This window comes from Clostridium oceanicum (assembly GCF_039521385.1).
Lineage (GTDB): Bacteria > Bacillota > Clostridia > Clostridiales > Clostridiaceae > Clostridium_F > Clostridium_F oceanicum.
Genome location: NZ_BAAACG010000008.1, coordinates 32866 through 53552, shown reverse-complemented (window position 1 = coordinate 53552; position 20687 = coordinate 32866). Strand labels below are relative to the sequence as shown.

Here is a 20687-nt window from a genome sequence, read left to right as displayed (position 1 = left end):
AGTGAGCTAACATTTTTAGTGAAGTTAATAGTTTTTTTATAATATATGGCTTTGTTATAGTTAATAAAGAATTAAATGTAGAATTATGTAATAAATTATATATTATATTTTATATTTTACAGCAAGATTAAAAAAACTTCTATAATTAAACGAAAATATGTCATACTATTCTGAAAATGCATAGAGAGTTGCTTTTAAATAAATAATTAGCATCTAGTATATTTAACTTGTTATTTATTTTTATACTAATATCTTAAGATTTTTTATAATAAAGGGGATAGAAATTTCATTTTTTTATAAGTAACAAGGTTACACTATAATTTATATAATGATTAATGAGAGTTATATAAGTGGAGGATATATGAACAAAAATAAGGAAAAAGAAAAATACCTTACTAATAACCAAGGAATACCTGTAGTTGATGATGCAAATTCATTGACTGTTGGTAAAAATGGACCAGTTTTAATAGAAGATTTAGATTTAGTAGAAAAAATATCATCCTTTGATAGAGAGAGAATACCAGAGAGAGTTGTACACGCTAAAGGTGCTGGAGCAAAAGGTTATTTTGAAGTAACAAAATGTATGAAAAAATATACAAAAGCTAGAGTTTTTAATAAAATAGGAAATAAGACCAAAGTTGCAGTTAGATTTTCTACAGTTATAGGATCTAAAGGATCTGCAGATACTTTAAGAGATCCTAGAGGATTTGCAACTAAATTTTATACCACAGAAGGAAATTTAGATATAGTAGGAAATCATATTCCAGTATTTTTTATAAGAGATGCTATGAAATTTCCAGATATGGTTCATGCTTTTAAACCATCTCCAACTAATGATCTTACAGATAAAAATAGATTTTGGGATTTTATTTCAAACAGTCCTGAATCTACTAATATGATAACATTTTTATTTTCAGATTTAGGTACAATAAAAAGTTATAGAACTATAGAAGGTTTTGGAGTTAACACTTATGTTTGGGTTAATGAAAAGGGACATAGAGTATTTATAAAATATCATTGGATACCAAAACTTGGGGTTAAAACTATAGATAGACATGAAGCTGAAATGCTTGCAGGGGTTGATCCTAATGTAGCTACAAAGGATTTATATGATACTATAGAAGAAGGCAAAAAAGTTGAATATACACTAAAAGTACAGATGATGGAACCAGATAAAGCTAATAAATTAGATTTTGATCCTTTAGATGCAACAAAAGTTTGGCCAGAAGATATGTTCCCATTAGTTGAAGTAGGGAAAATGGTATTAAATGAAAATCCTAAGAATTTTTTCGGAGAAATAGAGCAGATAGCATTTTGTCCTTCTAACATAGTTCCTGGAATTGAGCTTTCTAATGATAAGCTTTTGCAAGGAAGAAGTTTTTCATATAAAGATACTCAAAGACATAGAATAGGAGTTAACTTTCAACAGTTACCTGTAAATAGACCAAGATCACCAGTATGTAATAATACTCAAGATGGTCCTATGAGATATTTTTATAGTGATAGTAGTATAAATTATAAACCTAATAGCCTAAATGATAACAAACCAAAAGATTATCCTAAAGGAAAAGAATGTCCAATTTATGTAGAAGGAAAGTTAGTTAGAGAAACTATTGAAAAAAGCAATGATTTTACTCAAGCAGGAGAAAGATTTAAATCTATGAGTTGCAAAGAGAAGTGTACTTTAGTTGACAATATAGTAGCAGATATGTGGGAAGTAGATTTGAAAATTCAATTAAAGGCAATTGAGAATTTTTGTAGAGCAGATAAAGAATTTGGAAAGATGGTAAAAGAAAAACTGAAAATTAAGTAAAAATAAAGGTATATATTGCTTAAGTTTGATTAAATGTTTTTATGCAATATATGCCTTTTAAAACTTTAAGGTTACAATGTATAAGTTTATATAGAATTTTAAATTTTAAAAATGAGTTTATTTTATATATGATAGTTTATGTAAAACTATATAGGATAAATATGGGTAAATAAGTAGTTTTTCCATACTAATAGTATTTATTATTGGTATAATATAGCTAGAAGGATTAAGTATAATTGAATATGTATTTAAATTTTATTATTATATAAGAGAAGCATATTTGAAGGGAGAGTTTACAATGGTTAGACCAAGAAAAAGCAGGCGAGTGTGTGCTTTGCCAGAAGTTAATGCATTTGGGCCTATAAAGATAGATGATTTTGAGGATTTTAATGAATACATAGTTATGACAGTAGAGGAATATGAAACTATAAGACTTATAGATTTAGAAGGATTAAATCAAGAAGAGAGCGCAAATGAAATGGGAGTAGCACGTTCAACTATACAGAGAATATATGATAATGCTCGTAAAAAAATTGCTGATAGTTTGGTAAATGGCAAGACTATAAAAATAAAAGGTGGAGATTATAAACTTTGCAGTGAGTTTAAAGACAGAAAAAGTTGTGAGGGATGTAGAGGTCATAGACATAGGCACGGTAGGAATATGAACTTTAGATAGAATATGAATTTATGTTAAATTTTTTATAACTAAGGATGACAGTATTATATGATGCTGTTATTTTTTTATATATTTATAAGAAGGGTGTGTATACAATGAATTTTCAGATTAAGCCAATAGGTTATATTGAATCTCCATTTAAAAAATTAAGTGATATACCTAAGCAAAGTATTTATGGGAAGGATAAAAGAGCAGTCATAAATATTTTAGATGAATATGTATTAGGAATTAGAGACATAAAAGAAGGGGCATATATAATTCTATTATTTTATTTTAATAAATCAAAAGGGTACAAACTATTACAAGTTCCTAGAGATTCAAATGATTTTAAAGGAGTATTTTCTACAAGATCTCCTTTTAGACCTAACAGCATAGGAATGTCTATTGTAAAAGTTATTAGTATAAAAAATAAAAATTTAATTGAAATTGAAGGAGTAGATATGCTTAATAAAACACCAGTAATAGACATAAAACCATATATACCAGAACTTAATCCTAAAGATGAAGAATTATAATAATGTTAAATAAAGGATAGAATCTAATAATATTTAAATTAAATTTTTAAATTTAAAGTATAAGTTATTGACATATGCCCATAATAGAGTATAATGATTGTAATGGGTAAATACCCATTAACAAAAAAGGAGGATGATTAAATGCCAAGAATGGATGGTACAGGTCCACAAGGAAGAGGAGCAAAAACAGGAAGAGGAATGGGCATATGTAATGAATCTAAAGAAGAAACAACAGCTAGAGGATTAGGTCTTGGATTAGGTTTAAGATGTAGAAGAGGATACGGTAGAGGCTTTGGTAGAGGATATGGAAGAGGTTATAGAAGAGATTTTTCAGATAATATAATTAGTAACAGAGATCAAAAGGATTTACTTATAGAAGAAAAAGCTATTTTAGAAGATAGACTTAATTTGGTAAAAGATGAATTAGATTCTTTAGATAGTGATAAATAAGAGGTGGAATTCCACCTCTTATTTTTTATTTACAAAATAATTTAAGAAGGTAACTATTTAAAATAGAAGTTTTTAAATTTTTATTAATTACAGATAATTATTAATTACAGATAATTTTCATTAATATAATAGTATATTAAAATTTTATAACATTAATTATAATCTATAGTAAATTTGTATAATAATAGAAAATTATAATCTAAAATAGTAGAATATAAAAATGTAAGTGATAGTTAAAATAAAACTTTTATAAATAATAGTATTTAATAGTTATTACAATAAAATATCTATGAAAAGAGGGATTTTAGTTGATTAAAGAAGAAATGACACCAAAGGAGAGAATGATAGCTTTTTCTAAAGGAGAAGAAATTGATAGAATACCATGTGTACCAGATATGGGAGTTACTATGGCACCTTTTATTGGAGTAACAGCAAGAGAGTATTATCATTCAGCTGAGCTTATGGCAGATTTAGAAGTAGCTTTATTTGAAAAACTTCAACATGATAGTGTTAGTATATCAACTAGTTTAAGAGGTGTTGCAGAGGCTATGGGATCTAAAGTAGGATATCCTGATTATGGTATATCTTATTTATTAGAGCCAGCTATTAATTCTGTAGATGAAATAGAATCTCTTAAAGTATCTAATCCGTTAAAGGATGGTAAACTTCCATTGTTAATTAAAGCTATAAGACTTACAAGAGATGCACTTAAGGATAAGGTAGATGTTGGTGCTGCTATGTCTGGACCTTTTAGTGTTGCAGCTTCAGTAGTTGGAACGGAAAACTTATTAAAATGGATGATTAAGTATCCTAAAAAAGTCCATATTTTAATGGATATAATAGCAGAATCTAATAATAGGTATATAGAAGAAGTTGCCAAACTAGGAGTGTCTATAGGTTTTGCAGATCCGGTTTCATCTACTAGTCTTATAAGTCCAAAACAATTTAGAGAATTTTCATTGCCTGCTCTTCAAAAAAACGTTAACAAAATAAAAGAAAAAACAGGGAGTTCTCCAGCTATACATATTTGTGGCAAGAGTAAAGAGATTTGGGAGGATGTTGTAAACACAGGTATTTCTAATTTTAGCATAGATAATGTAGAAGATATAAAGGAAGCTAAAGAAGTAATGGGAGATAGAGTGGTTATTACTGGGAATGTTCCTCCAGTTGATATAGTTTATAAAGGAACTAAAAAGGATATTTTTAAATCAGTTAAAGAGTGTATAAGAAAAGGTTATGATTCTAAAAAAGGATATATTTTATCGACAGGGTGTCAAATTCCAATGCATACACCAATAGAAAACATTGAAGCTTTTATGGAAGCAGGTAGTTTATATGGAAAGTGTCCTATAAATTCAAAATTATTAATGGAATAATATATTAAAGTTACTATGAGGGGAATTAAAAAATGAAAAATATAAAAGAGAAGAACGGCAAAGGACTAGCTTTAGTACCATTTATTATTTTTGTATTAGTATATTTGTGCTCAGGAATTATTTTATCTATAAAAGGTGTTGATATGGCTTTTTATCAATTTCCAGCACCAATTGCAGCAGTTATAGGAATAATTTCTGCATTTTTTTTAATAAAAGGATCATTAGATGATAAGTTTGATACTTTTATTAAAGGTTGTGGTGATGAAAACATAATTATTATGTGTATTATATATTTATTAGCGGGAGGGTTTTCTGCAACTTCAAAAGCTATGGGAGGTGTTGAATCTACAGTGAATTTAGGATTAACTTTAATACCAACTCAATTTATTATAATAGGTGTATTTTTGATAGCAGCATTTATAGCTATATCAACAGGAACCTCTATAGGAACTATTGTTGCTGTGGCGCCTATAGCAATTGAATTAGCACAAAAGGCTGGATTAAATTTACCATTAACTTTAGGCGCCTTAGTTGGAGGTGCTATGCTTGGAGATAACTTATCTATAATATCAGATACAACCATAGCGGCAACAAGGACACAAGGGGTAGAAATGAAGGATAAATTTAGAACTAATCTTGGATTTGTGTTACCTGCAGCATTAGTTACTATAGTTTTACTGTTTATATTTGGTAAACCGGTAAATACACCAGAAGTTCATACTCATGCATTTAATTTAGTTAAAATAATTCCTTATATGTTTGTTTTAATAGCTGCTTTGTCAGGAAAAAATGTATTTGTAGTTTTAACTGGAGGAATAATGTTGTCTGGTGTTATTGGAATGGGATATGGAAGTTTTTCTTTTTTAGGTTTTATAAAAGAAATTTATACAGGCTTTACAGGAATGTTTGATATATTTATATTATCCTTACTAACTGGTGGATTAGCTAATATGGTATCAAAAGGTGGAGGACTTGATTGGTTATTAAATAAGATAAATAAAAAGATAAGAGGAGAAAAATCTGCTAAATTAGGAATTAGTGGATTAGTAGCTTTAATAGATGCAGCTACAGCAAATAATACAGTTTCTATAATTGTTAGTGGAGAGCTTGCAAAAGAGTTATCTAAAGAACACAAAATAGATCCAAGAAAAACAGCCTCACTTTTAGATGCTTTTTCATGTATAATGCAAGGGATTATACCTTATGGTGCACAGCTTTTAATAGTGGGAAGTGTTACTAAAGGATTAGTAAGTCCAGTTCAGATTGTTCCATATGTATGGTATTCATTTATATTAGCTATATTTGCAGTAATTTCTATAGTAACTCCCTTTGGAAATGGATATTTGAATAAAAAACCATGGCAATTTAAAGATAATATACCTTTAGATGAAGTTAATTAAATTGAATATAATGATAAATATGTCTTTAGATGTTATAATATAGAAATAAAAGGTATATATGTGCGAAATTTCTTTATTATATACATATATACTAATGAAATAGTAAGTAGAAATTAGATTGTTCAGTTCTAAATTTACTAGTAATTTATTGTACATAGAAAGAGGTAATTTAATGGCTATAATTACTTTTAAAAATAAAGATGTAAAAATGGAAGTTGATAAAGGTACAAAACTTATAGATGTTATAAGAAAATCAGGATTTTATATTGAAGCTCCTTGCAATGGAAAAGGAAAATGTGGGAAATGTAAAGTTATTGCTACAGGAAATCTTTCACCTAAAACAAAAGAAGAAGAATGTTTTACAGAAAGATTAAATGTTAGACTTGCATGTATGTGTACAGTTGAAGGTGATGCAGAAGTCCAATTAATAGAAAAAAATGCAAAGAGTAAATTAAAAACTATAAATGAGGGTTTTTCTATAAACGCAAAATTAAATAGTAGAATAGGTAAAACAAAACTAGATTTAATAGATAAGAAAAGAAATATATCCTATAAGAGCAGTATAGGTTTTAATGTTAATAAATTAAGTGTATTAAAGAAAATAGGAAATATAGAAAGAAATAAGAATGATGAATTATTTGGAATTATATATGATGATGAAGTTATAGATATAGTAGGGGGAAATGAACCAGTATTGTCTATAGCAGTAGATATAGGAACTACAGGACTTTCCCTTTATCTTTTAGATTTAGAAAATGGACAAGTTTTAAAAAAAATATCAGATTTAAATCCACAAACAGAGTATGGTGGAGATGTTTTATCTAGAATAACTTATTGTATGGAAAATAGTGATGGAGTAGAAATTTTATCTAAGTGTATAAGAAAAAAGATTAATTATTTGATAAAAGATTTAATAGGAAATGATTATAAAAGAGAAAATATATATGAAATAGCAATAGCTGCTAATAATACTATGCTTCATCTTTTTGCAGGAGTTAATCCAAATACTATAGCTAAAGCTCCTTATAAACCAGTATTTTCGGATCAATTAGAAATAAAAGGTAAAGAAATAGATATAGAAATAAATGATGAAGGAAAAGTAATGTTGTTACCCTCCTTATCATCTTATGTAGGTTCAGATATTATAGCAGGTATTGTAGCTATAGGATTTCAAGATAAAAAACATCCATCTATATTTATAGATATAGGAACTAATGGTGAATTAGCAGCTATTTACGATGGTAAAATGTCAGCATCTTCTACGGCAGCGGGACCTGCTTTTGAAGGGATGAATATTTCCTGTGGTTCAAGAGCGGAAGAAGGAGCAATAGATAGCTTTTTCATAGATGAAGAGTATAACTTAAAATATTCAACTATTTTAAATGTAGAGCCTAAAAGCATTTGTGGTAGTGGACTTATGGATGTTATGGCAGCTTTAATAAAAAGTAAAGTAGTTATGAAAAGTGGAAGATTCAATAAAAAAATGAATGATAGATTAAAAGAAAGATTGAAAGACAAAAAGTTTTATATAACAGATAAAGTTTATATATCTCAAAATGATATAAGACAAATGCAACTTGCCAAAGGAGCAATATCATCAGGAATTACTATGCTTTTAAAAGAAATTGGAGCTTCTATAGAAGATATAGAAGAAGCAGTAATTGCAGGAGCTTTTGGATACCATATAAATGGGGAAAGTATAAAAACTTTAGGAATAATACCAAAGGGATTTAAAGGAGAAATAAGTTTTGTAGGAAATTCTTCTATAGAAGGAGCAAGACTTTCCTTATTAAATAAGGATATTTTAAAAACTATGATAAATATAAGAAAAGATATAAAACTTATAGAACTTTCTACAAGAGATGATTTCCAAGATTATTTTGTAAAATCCTTAAGCTTTTAGTTAAGGTACATTGAAATATATACAGGTTTTTAATGAAGTAATTTAAGGTAATTATTTGGAAGATGAAAGTGAGTTCGATTTTAGTTTTCTTAAGTAGTAAATATTCTTTAAAGGAGTAGTTTAAATGGAATATGAAATTAATTTTAAGTGTGTAGTAGATAAAAGCGCTGAGATGCCAAAAGAAGCTATTAAAAATGCAGGTACTAAGTTTCCAGATGTTCATAAAAATGCTAAGGATATGGCTTGTCTTTCTAAGGCTATAAGAAAAGAAAATATGGATTATTTTTCTGTAGTTCCATTTTGCATGACAGTAGAGGCTGAGGCATTAGGGGCAAAGATAAATTTAGGGGATGAAAAAGCAGGCCCAAGAGTTTCAACTTATACATTTAAAACTATTGATGATATTAAAGATTTAAAAGAGATAGACTTTCAATCTAATAGAATATCAGAAGTTTTAAAATCTGTAGAGATATTAAAAAAACAAGGAGAAACTGTGATATTAGATGTTCAGGGACCTTTTACAGTAATAAGTTCATTGATAGATCCAAGAGTTTTTTATAAGGCAGTAAGAAAAAACAGAGATGAAGTAGAAAGACTTATGGAAATAGTTAAGGAAAATTCAGTAGAGTTTATAAAAGAAGGAGTAAAAAGAGGAGTAGATATAATATCTTTTGGTGATTCTGCTGGAACATTAGATATATTAGGCCCTAAAATGTATAAAGAATTAGGTGGAAAATATACTTATAAGGTTTTAAAAGAGGTTTATAAGTATTTAGAAGATTCTATAATTCATGTTTGTGGAATAACCTCATCTTCATTAGATAGAGGAGGATTTATAAATTCAAATCCAATAGAAGTGCCAGAAAATATAACTTATGGAGATGCTTTGAATTATATTAGAAGAGAAAATAAGAATATAAAAATTGTGGGACATAATTGTTTAAGAAAGACAACTAAAACAATGAAGAAATCTATAGTTTGGGAAATTAAATTATAAATATTGTTTAAGTATTTAAGGGGTAATTCATTTATATATTGATTTTAAAATATTAATATGATTTTGGAGGAATAAAATATGAATAATTTATCAGAAGAGCTAATTGAAAAGTTATCAGAATCAGTGGTGGAAATGGAAGAAGAAGAAACAGTAGAGTTATCAAAAGAATGTATAGAAAAAGATATTAGTGCTTATGATGCCATAGATAAAGGGCTTGCTAGCGGAATGAATAGAGCGGGAGAATTATATGAAGAAGGAGAGTATTATATCCCAGAGCTTTTAATGTGTTCAGATGCTATGTATTCAGGATTAGAGATTTTAAAACCACATTTAAAAAAGAATGACTTAGGAGAAAAACATAAAGTTGTTATAGGAGTAATACAAGGAGATACACATGATATTGGTAAGAATTTAGTAAAGATTATGATGGAGACAGAAGGATTTGAAGTTATAGATTTAGGAAGAGACGTACCTCCAAAAGATTTTGTTGATAAGGTTAAAGAAGTACAAGCTGATATAATTTGTATGTCTACTCTTATGACTACAACTATGGATGGTATGGGAGAAGTTATAGATTTATTAAAAGAAGAAGGTATACGAGATAAAGTGACAGTAATGGTAGGGGGAGGACCTATATCTCAAAGTTTTGCAGATAAAATAGGTGCAGATTTATATACAACAGATGCCTCTAAAGCTGCAAAATGTGCTAAAAAAGTAATAGGATAAAAGTAAGTTGAATTTTATAATAATTATTATAAATAGAGGTATGAGTTTTATAAAATGCAGTAGATAAAGAAATTTTAAAATATATGAGGTATGTCAAATGTTAACACCGAAAGAAAGATTAAATTTAGTATTAAAAAACAAACCTGTTGATAGGCCACCCTGTATATGTCCTGGTGGAATGATGAATATGGTAACAGAAAATTTGATGGATATAAGTGGTTTTAAATGGCCAAAAGCTCATACAAATCCAGAGATTATGGCAAATTTAGCTCTATCAGTTTATGAAGAGGGTGGATTTGAAAACTTTGGAATTCCATTTTGTATGACAATAGAAGCAGAAGCTATGGGAGCTACAGTAGACTTAGGAAATAAAATAACTGAGCCTAGAGTTATAAAATATCCAATTAATTCTGTAGATCAGTGGAGAGATTTAAAAAAGATAGATTTAAATAAAGGAAGAGAAAAAGTAGTTTTAGATGCAATAAAAATTATAAAAGAGAAAGAGTTACCTGTTCCTATAATGGCTAATTTAACAGGACCTGTAAGTGTAGCTTCTTCCTTAATGGAACCTATGTGTTTTTACAAAGAATTATTTAAGAAAAAACAGGAAGCTCATAGATTTATAAACTTTGTAACAGATAATTTAATAGAATTTGGCAAAGCTCAACTTCTAGCAGGAGCCAATGTTATAACTATTGCAGATCCTAGTGGTACAGGTGAAATATTAGGCCCTAAATTATTTAGAGAATTTATGATACCATATTTAAATAGAATAATAGATGAATTGAAAGATTATACAGACGGTACAATAATACATATATGTGGGAAATTAAAAAGTATATATAAAGAGTTAAATGAGCTTAACAGTAATGCTATAAGCTTTGATTCTATAACTAGTGTAACTCAAGTTATTAAGAATGTAGATAATAAAGCTATTATGGGAAATGTAAGTACATTAAGTATACAAAATAGTACACCTAAAGAAGTAGAAAAACTAGCTAATACTTGTATGAATTTAGGAGTTGATATTTTGTCACCAGCTTGTGGAATTGGAACTAAAAGCTCTATGGAAAATATAAGAGCTATGGTAAATGCAGCTAAAAAAAGAATATAACATAAAGTTTTTAAACTAAATAAGATTTTTATTTTAATTAACAATTATAAAATTTATTTAATATAAAGCCTTAAGGAGATTTAAACCTTAAGGTTTTTTGTGGTTAATTGGGAGGGTATAAGGTTTTTATAATTTCTATTAGATTAAAATAACTATATTGAGTCAATAAGAGTTATGATGAAAAATACATCATACAAATTTATAATTTTTAAACTTACGTTCTAGAAAAAAGATATGGAGTAAGAGTATTTGTTTAAATTAATTAGTATTAAAATTTATAATATTGTATATAAAAATATAAAATTATACGTAAAATGGATATAAATGTTATAATATATCAATAAATGATATTAATATATTATTTTACTAACTATAAATTATTTGTAAATGAGTATAAGTTCTATAGAGGGGATGATATCCATATGAATATAAATAAAAACAAAATGACACCTAAAGAAAGAATAGATTGTTATTTTAAAGGTGAAGAGGTAGACAGGCTTCCTACTTCCATTATGATAGAAGAAACTGCTGCTGTCTATGCAGGGATAAATGTTAAAGATTATTATTTTGATGCAGATAAAATGTTAGAAGTTGAAAAATTTAAAGTAAGAAATTTAGGATTAGATAATTCAGAAATTGGAGTGACCCTTAGAGGGATTGGAGAGGCTTTGGGGAGCAAACTAATATATCCTAGTGACAGAGCATCTTATGTTATTGATCCTGTATTGAAAGATTATAAAATGTTAGATAATATGAAAGTAATTAATCCTTATAAAGATGGACGATTTCCAATAATATTAAAAGGTTTAGGTAAGATAAAAAAAGAATTAGGCAGTGAAGCCTGTATAGGTAGCACAATACCTGGTCCTATGACTGCAGCTACATCAGTTAGAGGGATAGATAATCTTATGAGAGATTTCATTAAAAACAAAGAAGGAGTACATAATTTATTAGATTTTGTAACTGAATGTAATTTGGCTTTTGCTAAAGCAGTTTATGAAGAATATGGTATAGTATGTGGAATAGGAGATCCAGTATGTTCCGGAAATTTAATAAGTTACAAACAGTTTGAAAAAGTTGTAGAGCCATATCTTAGAAAAACCATAGATGGTATATATGAAATAACAGGACAAAAAACATCACTTTATATATGTGGTAAGACAAAACAAATGTGGAGTAGCATAGGAAATATGAATATAGCAGGATTTAGTATAGGAAATTATGAAGATATGGGAGAATTAAAAGAAGAATTAGGAAATAAAGTATTTATAGGAGGAAATGTTGATCCTGTTTCTATTATAAGAAATGGAACTGTACAAGATGTAGACAAAGCTGTTAAATCATGTATACAAAAAGCTTCAGATAATCCAAAAGGATATATAGTTGGAGTAGGGTGTTATATACCTAGTGAATCGCCTATTGAAAATATAAAAACTATTATAAAAGCAACTAAAAAATATAGTAGTGGTATTAGAATAGGGGAAAGTATATAAATTTATAATTTAAATAATACAAATATTAGGGAATGTAGAAGGGGTATATCTTTAATTTATGCATATAAAAATAAACAACAAGTCAAATATGTAATGGATGTTTTGTTAACTATAATAGTTTAAGCCTAATAGTTTTTTCTTTAGTAGGCTTAAAGAAAAAACCAGTTTAGAAAATAGATTGACATATTGACTTGTTATTTAAATTTAACTTATAATGAAATGTTTAAATAAGTTTTTATTAAAAAAGGAGTATACTTATTATTTAGATTTTTTTAAACTTATCTGTTCCTTGTTTACAAATAGGACAAATAAAGTCATCAGGTATTTTATCAGAATCTAAGAAGTAGCCACATACAGTACAAATATATCCTTTTTTTGCAGGTTCCTTTTGATAGGATGGAGCATTTTTAGGAGTAGATCCTTTAATTACATTATGATAATAACTATAGGTCATAACGTCATCATTATTTAATATCTCTGCTTCTAAAACTTTTCCAATAAACATAATGTGAGTTTCTAGATCAAGAGAGTCAATAACTTTGAAACTATATCTTGAAGCCATATGATTTGTAACATATTTGATATTATTTTCATCTAATTTAGTATTAAACTTTAAAAATTTATCTGTACTTTCACTAGATTTAAATCCAAACTCTCCTATTAAGTCCATAGTAGCTTTTTTAGTTAGAACTGTAGCAGTAAAATACCCTGATTTTTCAATGATTTTTTTAGTAAAGCTATTCTTTGAAATAGTTACAGAAAATTTAGGAGGATCAGCTGTAACTTGAGATAGTGTGTTAACTACACAGCCACTTTGGTTACTTTTGTAGGAACTTGAAACAATGTAAAGACCATAACTGAGTTTAAAAAATGCTTTTATATCCACAAAATCACTCCTTTAAATATATTGTAAATATATATTTTTAGATTTTAATAACAAAACTTAAATAAAAATAATTATTATATAATTATAATAATAAATAAAGCTTTCTTTGTAAAGAAAAAAATATTTTAAAATAGACTAGTATTTTCACTGATTATTTATTTAGATGAGACTTAAGTAGTATAATAAAGTTTAGAGACTATATATTTAGATGAATTTTATTATATGTATAATAGAAAGAGTACTAAAGGTATAAAATCATTTTAATAATTATTATAAATAAATTACTTAGAAAATAAAAGTGAGGGATGTTTATGAAGTATGAAGGGGTTTTATATAGGCCGCCTAGTGAAGCTTATAGTTTGATAATACAAGTTACTATAGGGTGTGCTCATAACAAATGTACTTTTTGTAATATGTATAAAGATAAAAAATTTAGAATTAGATCTTTAGAAGATATATTTAAAGATTTAGAAGAAGCAAAGATTTATTATGGGGATGTGAAACGAGTATTTTTAGCAGATGGAGATGCACTTATAGTTAAAACTGAAGATTTAAAGAAAATACTTTTAAAAATAAAAGAATTATTTCCTTCTTGTGAAAGAGTTTCTACTTATGGTGCACCAAAGGATATATTAAATAAACCTTTAGAGGATTTAATAGAACTTAGAAAACTAGGTATGAAAATGGTTTATTTAGGTGTAGAATCTGGAAGTGACAAGATACTTAAGTATATAAAAAAAGGTGTAACTGCTGAAGAAATGATAAAAGCAGGGAAGAAAATAAAAGATAGCGGAATTAAATTATCTACTACTCTTATTTCAGGCTTAGGAGGAAAAGAAAATTTAAAAGAACATGCAGTAGAATCAGGAAAAGTAATAAGTGAGATTGATCCAGATTATTTAGGTCTTTTAACACTTATGATAGAGAAAAATACAGAATTTTATAAAGAAATAAAAAATAAAAAAATTAAACTTTTAAATCCAGTAGAAGTTATGATTGAAACAAAAATACTTATTGAAAATACAAAAGTAAATAATTGTGTTTTTAGAAGTAATCATGCTTCTAATTATATACCTTTAGCAGGGGTTTTATGTGAAGATAAACAGTTGATTTTAGAAACACTAGACCAGTGTATAAAAGGACAGCATGATTTTAAAGATGAACAATTTAGAGCATTATAATATATAATTAAAGAAGCAGCATAATAAATTATTATGCTGCTTCTTTAATTATGTATGGAAGTATAAAATTCTAGTGATTTTATAACTTAAAAAGTATTGGACCTAATATAAGAAGAATTTATATAGATATACTATTTAAGGGTTACTTCCGTATTTGAGATTATATATAAATTATTTAAATCAAATTTAGAAATTTATATCTTTACCGTAATAAGCGAATTCTAATATTTTTTTCATATTTGCTATATCAGTTTTTCTAGGGTTAGAACCAGTACAAGGATCTTCTACTGCATTTTTTGCAATAAAATCTAAGCTTTCTTTAAACTGTTCTTCAGAAACACCATGATCTTTAATTGCTTTTCCAATACCTAGTTTTATATTGAATTCGTCTACTTTAGATATTAAAGAATCAACTAAAGCTTTGTCACTATTTCCAGGTAATCCAAGGCTTTTAGCTATGTATGCAAAATCTTTCATACATACTTTTGAATTATATTTTATAACATAAGGTAAAAGTATTGCATTACATCTACCATGGGATATTTTATATTGAGCACCGATTTTATGAGCTAAACTATGAACTACTCCAAGAAGAGCATTTGAGAAGGCCATACCAGCTAAACATTGAGCAATGTGCATGTTACCTCTAGCTTCTTCGTCTCCGTTATAGGAATCAATTAGATTTTCACAAATCATGTTTATAGCTTTTATAGCTAATGGATCAGAAAAAGGAGAACGATTTGATGCTACATATGCTTCAATAGCATGAGTTAAAGCATCCATACCAGTATCTGCAACTAAAAATTTTGGCATTGTATTTGGAATTTCTGAATCTAAAACAGCTATATCTGGTGTTATTTCAAAATCAGCAAGAGGATATTTAACTTTGTTACTGTAATCAGTAATTACAGAAAAAGCAGTAACTTCAGTAGCTGTTCCACTAGTTGATGGTATTGCTACAAATATAGCTTTATTTCTAAGTTTTGGCATAGTAAAAGGAGTTTTTATATCTTCAAATGTTTTTTCAGGATTTTCATAAAATACCCACATAGCTTTAGCTGCATCTATAGGGGAACCGCCACCAATTGAAACTATAACATCAGGCTCAAAATCTCTCATAGCTTTTGCACCTTTCATAACGGTTTCAATAGATGGATCTGGTTCAACACCTTCAAATAATTTAACTTCAAGTCCTGCATCTTCTAATACCTTTTGTAATTTTTCTAGAAAACCATATTTTTTCATAGAAGAACCACCGCTTACAACTATAGCTTTTTTGTATCCTTCTAGTGCATTTTTTAATTCATTAATTGCACCTTTACCAAAGTATAAATCTCTAGGTATAGTAAATCTTGACATAGATATTCCTCCTTGTATTAAATTAAATATTTTACACTTTTTTCATAATATCATAACCATATACCACCTTCAATAGATTTTAATGGTTATTGTTAAAAAATAAACAAATTGTTCAGAGAATGTTCATATATAGAATTTATATTATAAATTATATTAATTTATTTTGAAGTTTTATCTAAATAAACCTATAATATAATACAATAAATTACAATTATTGTAACATGTGTTTTAAAGTGTAATTATAAATTAGTTAAATTTTATACAAATGCTTTGAATATGTTTAATATATAGGGAAAGAATAGTAATATTATAGAAGTTATATATAAATTTAATGTGATTTTAATAATATTGAAGTTAGTTTTATATAAATATAGTATTATAATGATTTCTTTTTAATTAGTGATAGTAGTTTATTATATAAAAGTTATGGAAGGGAGAGGGTTAAGTGAAAGTTTCTATTGTATTTCATAGTGTGTGTGGTAATACTTATCTTATAGCAAAAGAAATACACAAAAATTTTTTAAAAAGAGGGATAGAAACAAAGTTATATAGAATAGAAGACAAACAAGCTAAAGATATTGCTAAATATATTCCAACGGCTAAAGAGTATTTTGATGAAATTATGGATTTACCAAAAGCATCTTTAGAAAAAATTATTCAAAGTGATTATATATTTTTAGGTTCACCAACTTATTTTGGAAACGTATCAGGACAAATGAAATTATTTATGGATTCTTTTTCTCCACTTTGGAGTGATTCAGTTTTATATGGAAAGAAGCTGATTTCATTTACTACATGTGGACAAAAAGAAGGGGGAGGTGAAAGTTGTCTTAAGTCTATAAATACTTTTGGGAACCATTTAGGAATGGTCTCTATTCCAATTCCAACTAATATAATAGAAAATAATGGCACTTCTTCTTATGGACTAATACATTGTAGTGGGGAAAATTCTAAAATAAGAATAGAAGAGCATTTTAAAAACTTAATTTCTAATTTTGTAGATTTATTAATAAAAAATGATATGAATTAGATTGTCTTTTATATCATAATAAAAATAAAGAACCAGTTAACATATATTGTATGAAAATATATGTTTATACAATATATGAACCGGATTCTTTTTATATTTTTAGTATTACTCTCTTCCAGAATTAACTGGATTTTCATCATAGCTTACCCAATCACTCATACTTCCAACATAAAGTTTTACATTGCGTGAAAGTTCTTTTAAAACAAAGAAATTAACAGCACCATCTATTCCAGAACCACAATATACAATTATTTCTTTAGCGTTTTTAGTAAAAGAAAAGTTATCTTTTAAGCTACTAATATCTTTAATAGTACCTTTTTCACTTATATTTTTTCCACAAGGTAAATTAAGTGAAGATGGAATATGACCCTTTTTAGAATATAAAGGTTCGTAATTTCCAAGATATCTTTCTTCTCCTCTGGAATCTATAAGTAATATATCTTTATTATCTATAGCCTTTTTTACATAATTCATATCACAAAATATATCACTATTTATATTGGCATTAAAGTTTCCATTAGATTTTTTTAAAGGTATTTCTTTTGAAGTTGGAAATTTTAAATTTTTCCATTCTGTAAATCCACCATTTAAAACATATACTTTTTCAAAATCTAAGTACTTAAGTTCATAAAAAGCACGACAAGAACTAGAAAAATTGTTATCATAAAATATTACTGTAGAATCTGTATTTATTCCAATATCTTTAAGTTTGTTTGTTATGGTATTTACGCTAGGAAGAGGTCTTGCTCCACCATGAGCTTTAGCTTTATCAGCAAAATCTTTGTTTATATCTAGATAATATGCTCCATCTATATGTTCTTTTTCATAAGCTTTTTTTCCAAAAGAAGCATCAAATAAATCAAATCTACAATCAATTATAAATAAGTTTTCATCTTTCATATGATTTTTAAGCCAATCACAGCTTACTACATTTTTCACAGTAATTCCCCCTATTTAAATTAAATATCTTAAATTATATATTATGATGTTAATATAATATTTTTTAATTATTGTAAAATATATTATATTTATTTTCTATGCTTTAATTATAGTATATAATTTATAAATGTTAAAATTATGTTGTTTATACCATGATTTTCTTTTCTAGAAATGTTAGCAAAGAAGAGGTGTTTTCAAATATATAATCTATAGTTGATTCTATCATAGGGTTTAATTTAGAGGATAAATATGCTCCTCTTTTATCAGTTTGTAGACCTACTAATATCATATTTTTATTAATTATATTTTTATAGGTATGACACATACCTAAAGCTACACAGGCTCCTTCATCAGGTATTCTTCCATCTAACACAAATAAAAATATATCAGAGTCAAACATTTCTTTTTTGTCTAATTCGAAAATGGACTTAGATTTTTTATTAGAATTTTTTCCTGTATTTTCTTTATCTAAAGTAATTCCATCTCTTTGAGGCAAAAATACAGTATATCCTATCTTTTCAATTTCATTAGTTAGTTTGATGTTGAAATATTTTTCCGCATTACAAAATAAGGGTCCTGCAAAATATAATTTCATTTTATTCACCATCCTTTATATTTTACTTTAAATGAAATTCTATTTTATTTAAATAATCTATTAATCTAAATATATATAATTATGATAATGTTTTCAATATAATTAACTAATTATCATATAAATTAGTTAGATTATTATAAAATACAGTTGTTTATAAAATTAAAACAATAAAGAATAAACAGATATTAATAGTTATTAAGGGTGTCAGGTATAATTTTATTGGTAATACTTGTAATAATATGATATTTCATATAAAGTATAAAATAGGTGATGAATATGAAAAAAATTTTATTAGTTGAAGATGAGGAATCTATAAATAGAGGGATAACATTTAAATTAACTAAGGAAGGATTTAAAGTGTTTTCTTGTAAGAACTTAAAAGAATCTAGACAAGCCTTTCACAATGAAAAAATAGATCTTATTATATTAGATGCTACACTTCCAGATGGATCTGGTTTTGACTTTTGTAGGGAAGTAAGAAGAGAAAGTGATGTACTTATTATATTTTTAACAGCTTGTGATGCAGAAGTAGATATAGTTACTGGGCTTGATATGGGAGCTGATGATTATATTACAAAGCCATTTAGTTTTATGGTATTAATGTCTAAAATAAATGCTTTTCTTAGAAGAAATAAAAAAGAAGTATCTATAGATAAAATAATATCTAATGATATAGTGTACTACCCTAATGATATGAGAGTTTATAAAAAAGGTGAAGAGCTTACATTAAGTAAAACAGAGCTGAAATTATTAATTTATTTTATAACTAACTCTGGCCAGATATTAAAGAAAAAACAGCTCTTAAATGAGATATGGGATATAGATGGAGATTTTGTGGATCCTAATACTCTTGCAGTTAATGTACGAAGACTAAGAGCTAAAATAGAAGAAAATCCATCTAAACCTAAATATATAAAGTCTGTAAGAGGAATAGGATATATTTGGGCAGAAAGGTGTGTTAAATGATGACTAATTATTTTAAAAAAGAACCATTATATAAGAAAATGCTCCTTATTTTATTAGGGAGCTTAATTATAATGGGAACAGTTTTCTTTTTTACAGAATATTATTTTTTAAATCAAATTCATAAAGAACAAATAGCTTTAAATCAAAATATAGTTGGAAAGCTTGTAAACAGATTTCCAGAAAAAGAAATTGATATTGTAAAATTAACTATAAACAAAGATAAAAAAGTTTGGCAAAATAAAGGAGATAAAATACTAAAAAAATATGGTTATGATATGAATACTAAGATGTTAGAAGACGATATTTTTAAAGAGAATTTCTATAAATTTATAACATCATCTTTTATAGCCATAGTTTTAGCTATAATAATAAATTTTATTTTAATGCTTTATATTATGAATTTTTTCACCTCTAAATTAGAAAATTTTTCTTATAATATAGATAAGATAATGGATGGAGATTTTTCAGTTATCTCATGTGTTTGTAGAGAAGGAGTTCTTTCAAGAATATCTACTCAATTTGAACAAATGTCTAAGAGACTCAATGCCAGTTTAAAAAAATTACAAAAAGAAAAAGAAAGTGTAAAAGCATTGGTAACAGATATTTCCCATCAGTTAAAAACTCCACTTTCTTCTATTAAGATGTTTAATTCATTTTTAATGGAAGAAGATATTGAAGATAAGGATAGAATAGAATTTTTAAATAGAAGTGAAAAATCTATAGAAAAACTTGAATGGCTTACAGATTCATTAGTTAAACTATCTAGACTTGAAATTGGAATGATAAGTTTAAAAAAAGAAAAGGGAAATATTAATGAAACTATATATGAAGTAGTAAATGAGCTATATTTGAAAGCTTTTAAGAAAAATATTGATATATCTTTTGAAGGAAAGAATAATTGCTTTATTAATTATGATTTAAAATGGACTAAAGAAGCTATATTTAATGTGTTAGATAATGCTATAAAATATACAAAGGAAGATGGAGAGATAAATATAGTACTTAAAAAATTAGAATTTTATATAGAGATAGATATAAAAGATAACGGTGTAGGAATATGTGAAGAAGATATTCAAAGGATTTTTAAAAGGTTTGAAAGAGGAGATTCAAAATTTATAAGAGAATCGGAAGGCTCAGGAGTAGGACTTTATCTTACAAGAAAAATATTAGAAAAACAAGGGGGATGTATAACTGTAACTTCTAAAGAAGGACTAGGTACAACATTTAATCTTTTCTTACAAAATTGTTAGAAAACTTGAAAGCGCTAT

Annotated in this window: 19 protein-coding genes; 15 read left to right on the top strand and 4 right to left on the bottom strand. The window is 26.7% G+C overall.

Going from position 1 to position 20687, the window contains the following annotated elements; all coding sequences use genetic code 11:
• Window positions 1-361 precede the first annotated feature (361 nt).
• The 11 genes from ABDZ71_RS06525 to ABDZ71_RS06475 all read left to right on the top strand — a co-directional run bounded on the left by ABDZ71_RS06525 (window position 362) and on the right by ABDZ71_RS06475 (window position 12463).
• Complete coding sequence (locus ABDZ71_RS06525; RefSeq protein WP_343760060.1) at window positions 362-1813, top strand: catalase; 1452 nt, start codon at window positions 362-364, stop codon at window positions 1811-1813.
• A gap of 298 nt (window positions 1814-2111) precedes the next feature.
• Window positions 2112-2489, top strand: a complete 378-nt coding sequence (locus tag ABDZ71_RS06520; RefSeq protein WP_343760058.1) for a DUF134 domain-containing protein — start codon at window positions 2112-2114, stop codon at window positions 2487-2489.
• Between the two features lie 95 nt (window positions 2490-2584).
• Window positions 2585-3004, top strand: coding sequence for a tRNA (N6-threonylcarbamoyladenosine(37)-N6)-methyltransferase TrmO (gene tsaA / locus ABDZ71_RS06515; RefSeq protein ID WP_343760056.1), 420 nt, complete (start codon window positions 2585-2587; stop codon window positions 3002-3004).
• A 141-nt stretch (window positions 3005-3145) separates the two neighbouring features.
• Window positions 3146-3454, top strand: a complete 309-nt coding sequence (locus ABDZ71_RS06510; protein ID WP_343760054.1) for a DUF5320 domain-containing protein — start codon at window positions 3146-3148, stop codon at window positions 3452-3454.
• A gap of 308 nt (window positions 3455-3762) precedes the next feature.
• Window positions 3763-4830, top strand: a complete 1068-nt coding sequence (locus ABDZ71_RS06505) for a uroporphyrinogen decarboxylase family protein (protein WP_343760052.1) — start codon at window positions 3763-3765, stop codon at window positions 4828-4830.
• Between the two features lie 32 nt (window positions 4831-4862).
• On the top strand, window positions 4863-6230 hold the full coding sequence (locus tag ABDZ71_RS06500; protein ID WP_343760050.1) for a Na+/H+ antiporter NhaC family protein: 1368 nt from the start codon (window positions 4863-4865) through the stop codon (window positions 6228-6230).
• A 172-nt stretch (window positions 6231-6402) separates the two neighbouring features.
• Window positions 6403-8133 (top strand): ASKHA domain-containing protein, encoded by a 1731-nt coding sequence (locus ABDZ71_RS06495; protein WP_343760048.1) that lies wholly within the window; start codon window positions 6403-6405, stop codon window positions 8131-8133.
• Between the two features lie 124 nt (window positions 8134-8257).
• Window positions 8258-9130: a uroporphyrinogen decarboxylase family protein gene (locus tag ABDZ71_RS06490; protein ID WP_343760046.1), complete on the top strand. Its 873-nt coding sequence runs from the start codon at window positions 8258-8260 to the stop codon at window positions 9128-9130.
• Between the two features lie 78 nt (window positions 9131-9208).
• The gene (locus ABDZ71_RS06485) at window positions 9209-9856 is read left to right on the top strand and encodes a corrinoid protein (RefSeq protein WP_343760044.1); all 648 of its coding nucleotides are present in this window, start codon (window positions 9209-9211) and stop codon (window positions 9854-9856) included.
• Between the two features lie 97 nt (window positions 9857-9953).
• Window positions 9954-10970, top strand: coding sequence for a methylcobamide:CoM methyltransferase MtbA (locus ABDZ71_RS06480; RefSeq protein WP_343760042.1), 1017 nt, complete (start codon window positions 9954-9956; stop codon window positions 10968-10970).
• Window positions 10971-11392: 422 nt separating this feature from the next.
• On the top strand, window positions 11393-12463 hold the full coding sequence (locus ABDZ71_RS06475; protein WP_343760040.1) for a uroporphyrinogen decarboxylase family protein: 1071 nt from the start codon (window positions 11393-11395) through the stop codon (window positions 12461-12463).
• A gap of 262 nt (window positions 12464-12725) precedes the next feature.
• On the opposite strand, the gene ABDZ71_RS06470 is transcribed toward ABDZ71_RS06475, so the two are convergent.
• On the bottom strand, window positions 12726-13349 hold the full coding sequence (locus ABDZ71_RS06470; protein WP_343760038.1) for a flavin reductase: 624 nt from the start codon (window positions 13347-13349) through the stop codon (window positions 12726-12728).
• Window positions 13350-13660: 311 nt separating this feature from the next.
• Here ABDZ71_RS06470 and ABDZ71_RS06465 point away from each other — a divergent pair, with 311 nt between their 5' ends.
• Complete coding sequence (locus ABDZ71_RS06465) at window positions 13661-14530, top strand: B12-binding domain-containing radical SAM protein (protein WP_343760036.1); 870 nt, start codon at window positions 13661-13663, stop codon at window positions 14528-14530.
• Between the two features lie 186 nt (window positions 14531-14716).
• Here ABDZ71_RS06465 and ABDZ71_RS06460 read toward each other — a convergent pair whose 3' ends face one another.
• Window positions 14717-15889, bottom strand: a complete 1173-nt coding sequence (locus ABDZ71_RS06460; protein ID WP_343760034.1) for an iron-containing alcohol dehydrogenase — start codon at window positions 15887-15889, stop codon at window positions 14717-14719.
• Between the two features lie 445 nt (window positions 15890-16334).
• Between ABDZ71_RS06460 and ABDZ71_RS06455 the strand changes: the two genes are divergently transcribed.
• Entirely contained in the window at window positions 16335-16919 is a 585-nt protein-coding gene (locus ABDZ71_RS06455) for a flavodoxin family protein (protein ID WP_343760033.1), read from the top strand.
• A gap of 105 nt (window positions 16920-17024) precedes the next feature.
• Here ABDZ71_RS06455 and ABDZ71_RS06450 read toward each other — a convergent pair whose 3' ends face one another.
• Window positions 17025-17858 carry a sulfurtransferase gene (locus tag ABDZ71_RS06450; RefSeq protein ID WP_343760031.1) on the bottom strand — a complete coding sequence of 278 codons (834 nt, stop codon included), beginning with the start codon at window positions 17856-17858 and terminating at the stop codon, window positions 17025-17027.
• Window positions 17859-18003: 145 nt separating this feature from the next.
• Window positions 18004-18453 (bottom strand): nucleoside 2-deoxyribosyltransferase, encoded by a 450-nt coding sequence (locus ABDZ71_RS06445; protein WP_343760029.1) that lies wholly within the window; start codon window positions 18451-18453, stop codon window positions 18004-18006.
• 276 nt (window positions 18454-18729) lie between these two features.
• Between ABDZ71_RS06445 and ABDZ71_RS06440 the strand changes: the two genes are divergently transcribed.
• Both ABDZ71_RS06440 and ABDZ71_RS06435 read left to right on the top strand, forming a co-directional pair.
• Window positions 18730-19419 (top strand): response regulator transcription factor, encoded by a 690-nt coding sequence (locus tag ABDZ71_RS06440; protein ID WP_343760027.1) that lies wholly within the window; start codon window positions 18730-18732, stop codon window positions 19417-19419.
• A 71-nt stretch (window positions 19420-19490) separates the two neighbouring features.
• Entirely contained in the window at window positions 19491-20669 is a 1179-nt protein-coding gene (locus ABDZ71_RS06435; protein ID WP_343760025.1) for a sensor histidine kinase, read from the top strand.
• Window positions 20670-20687: the final 18 nt, after the last annotated feature.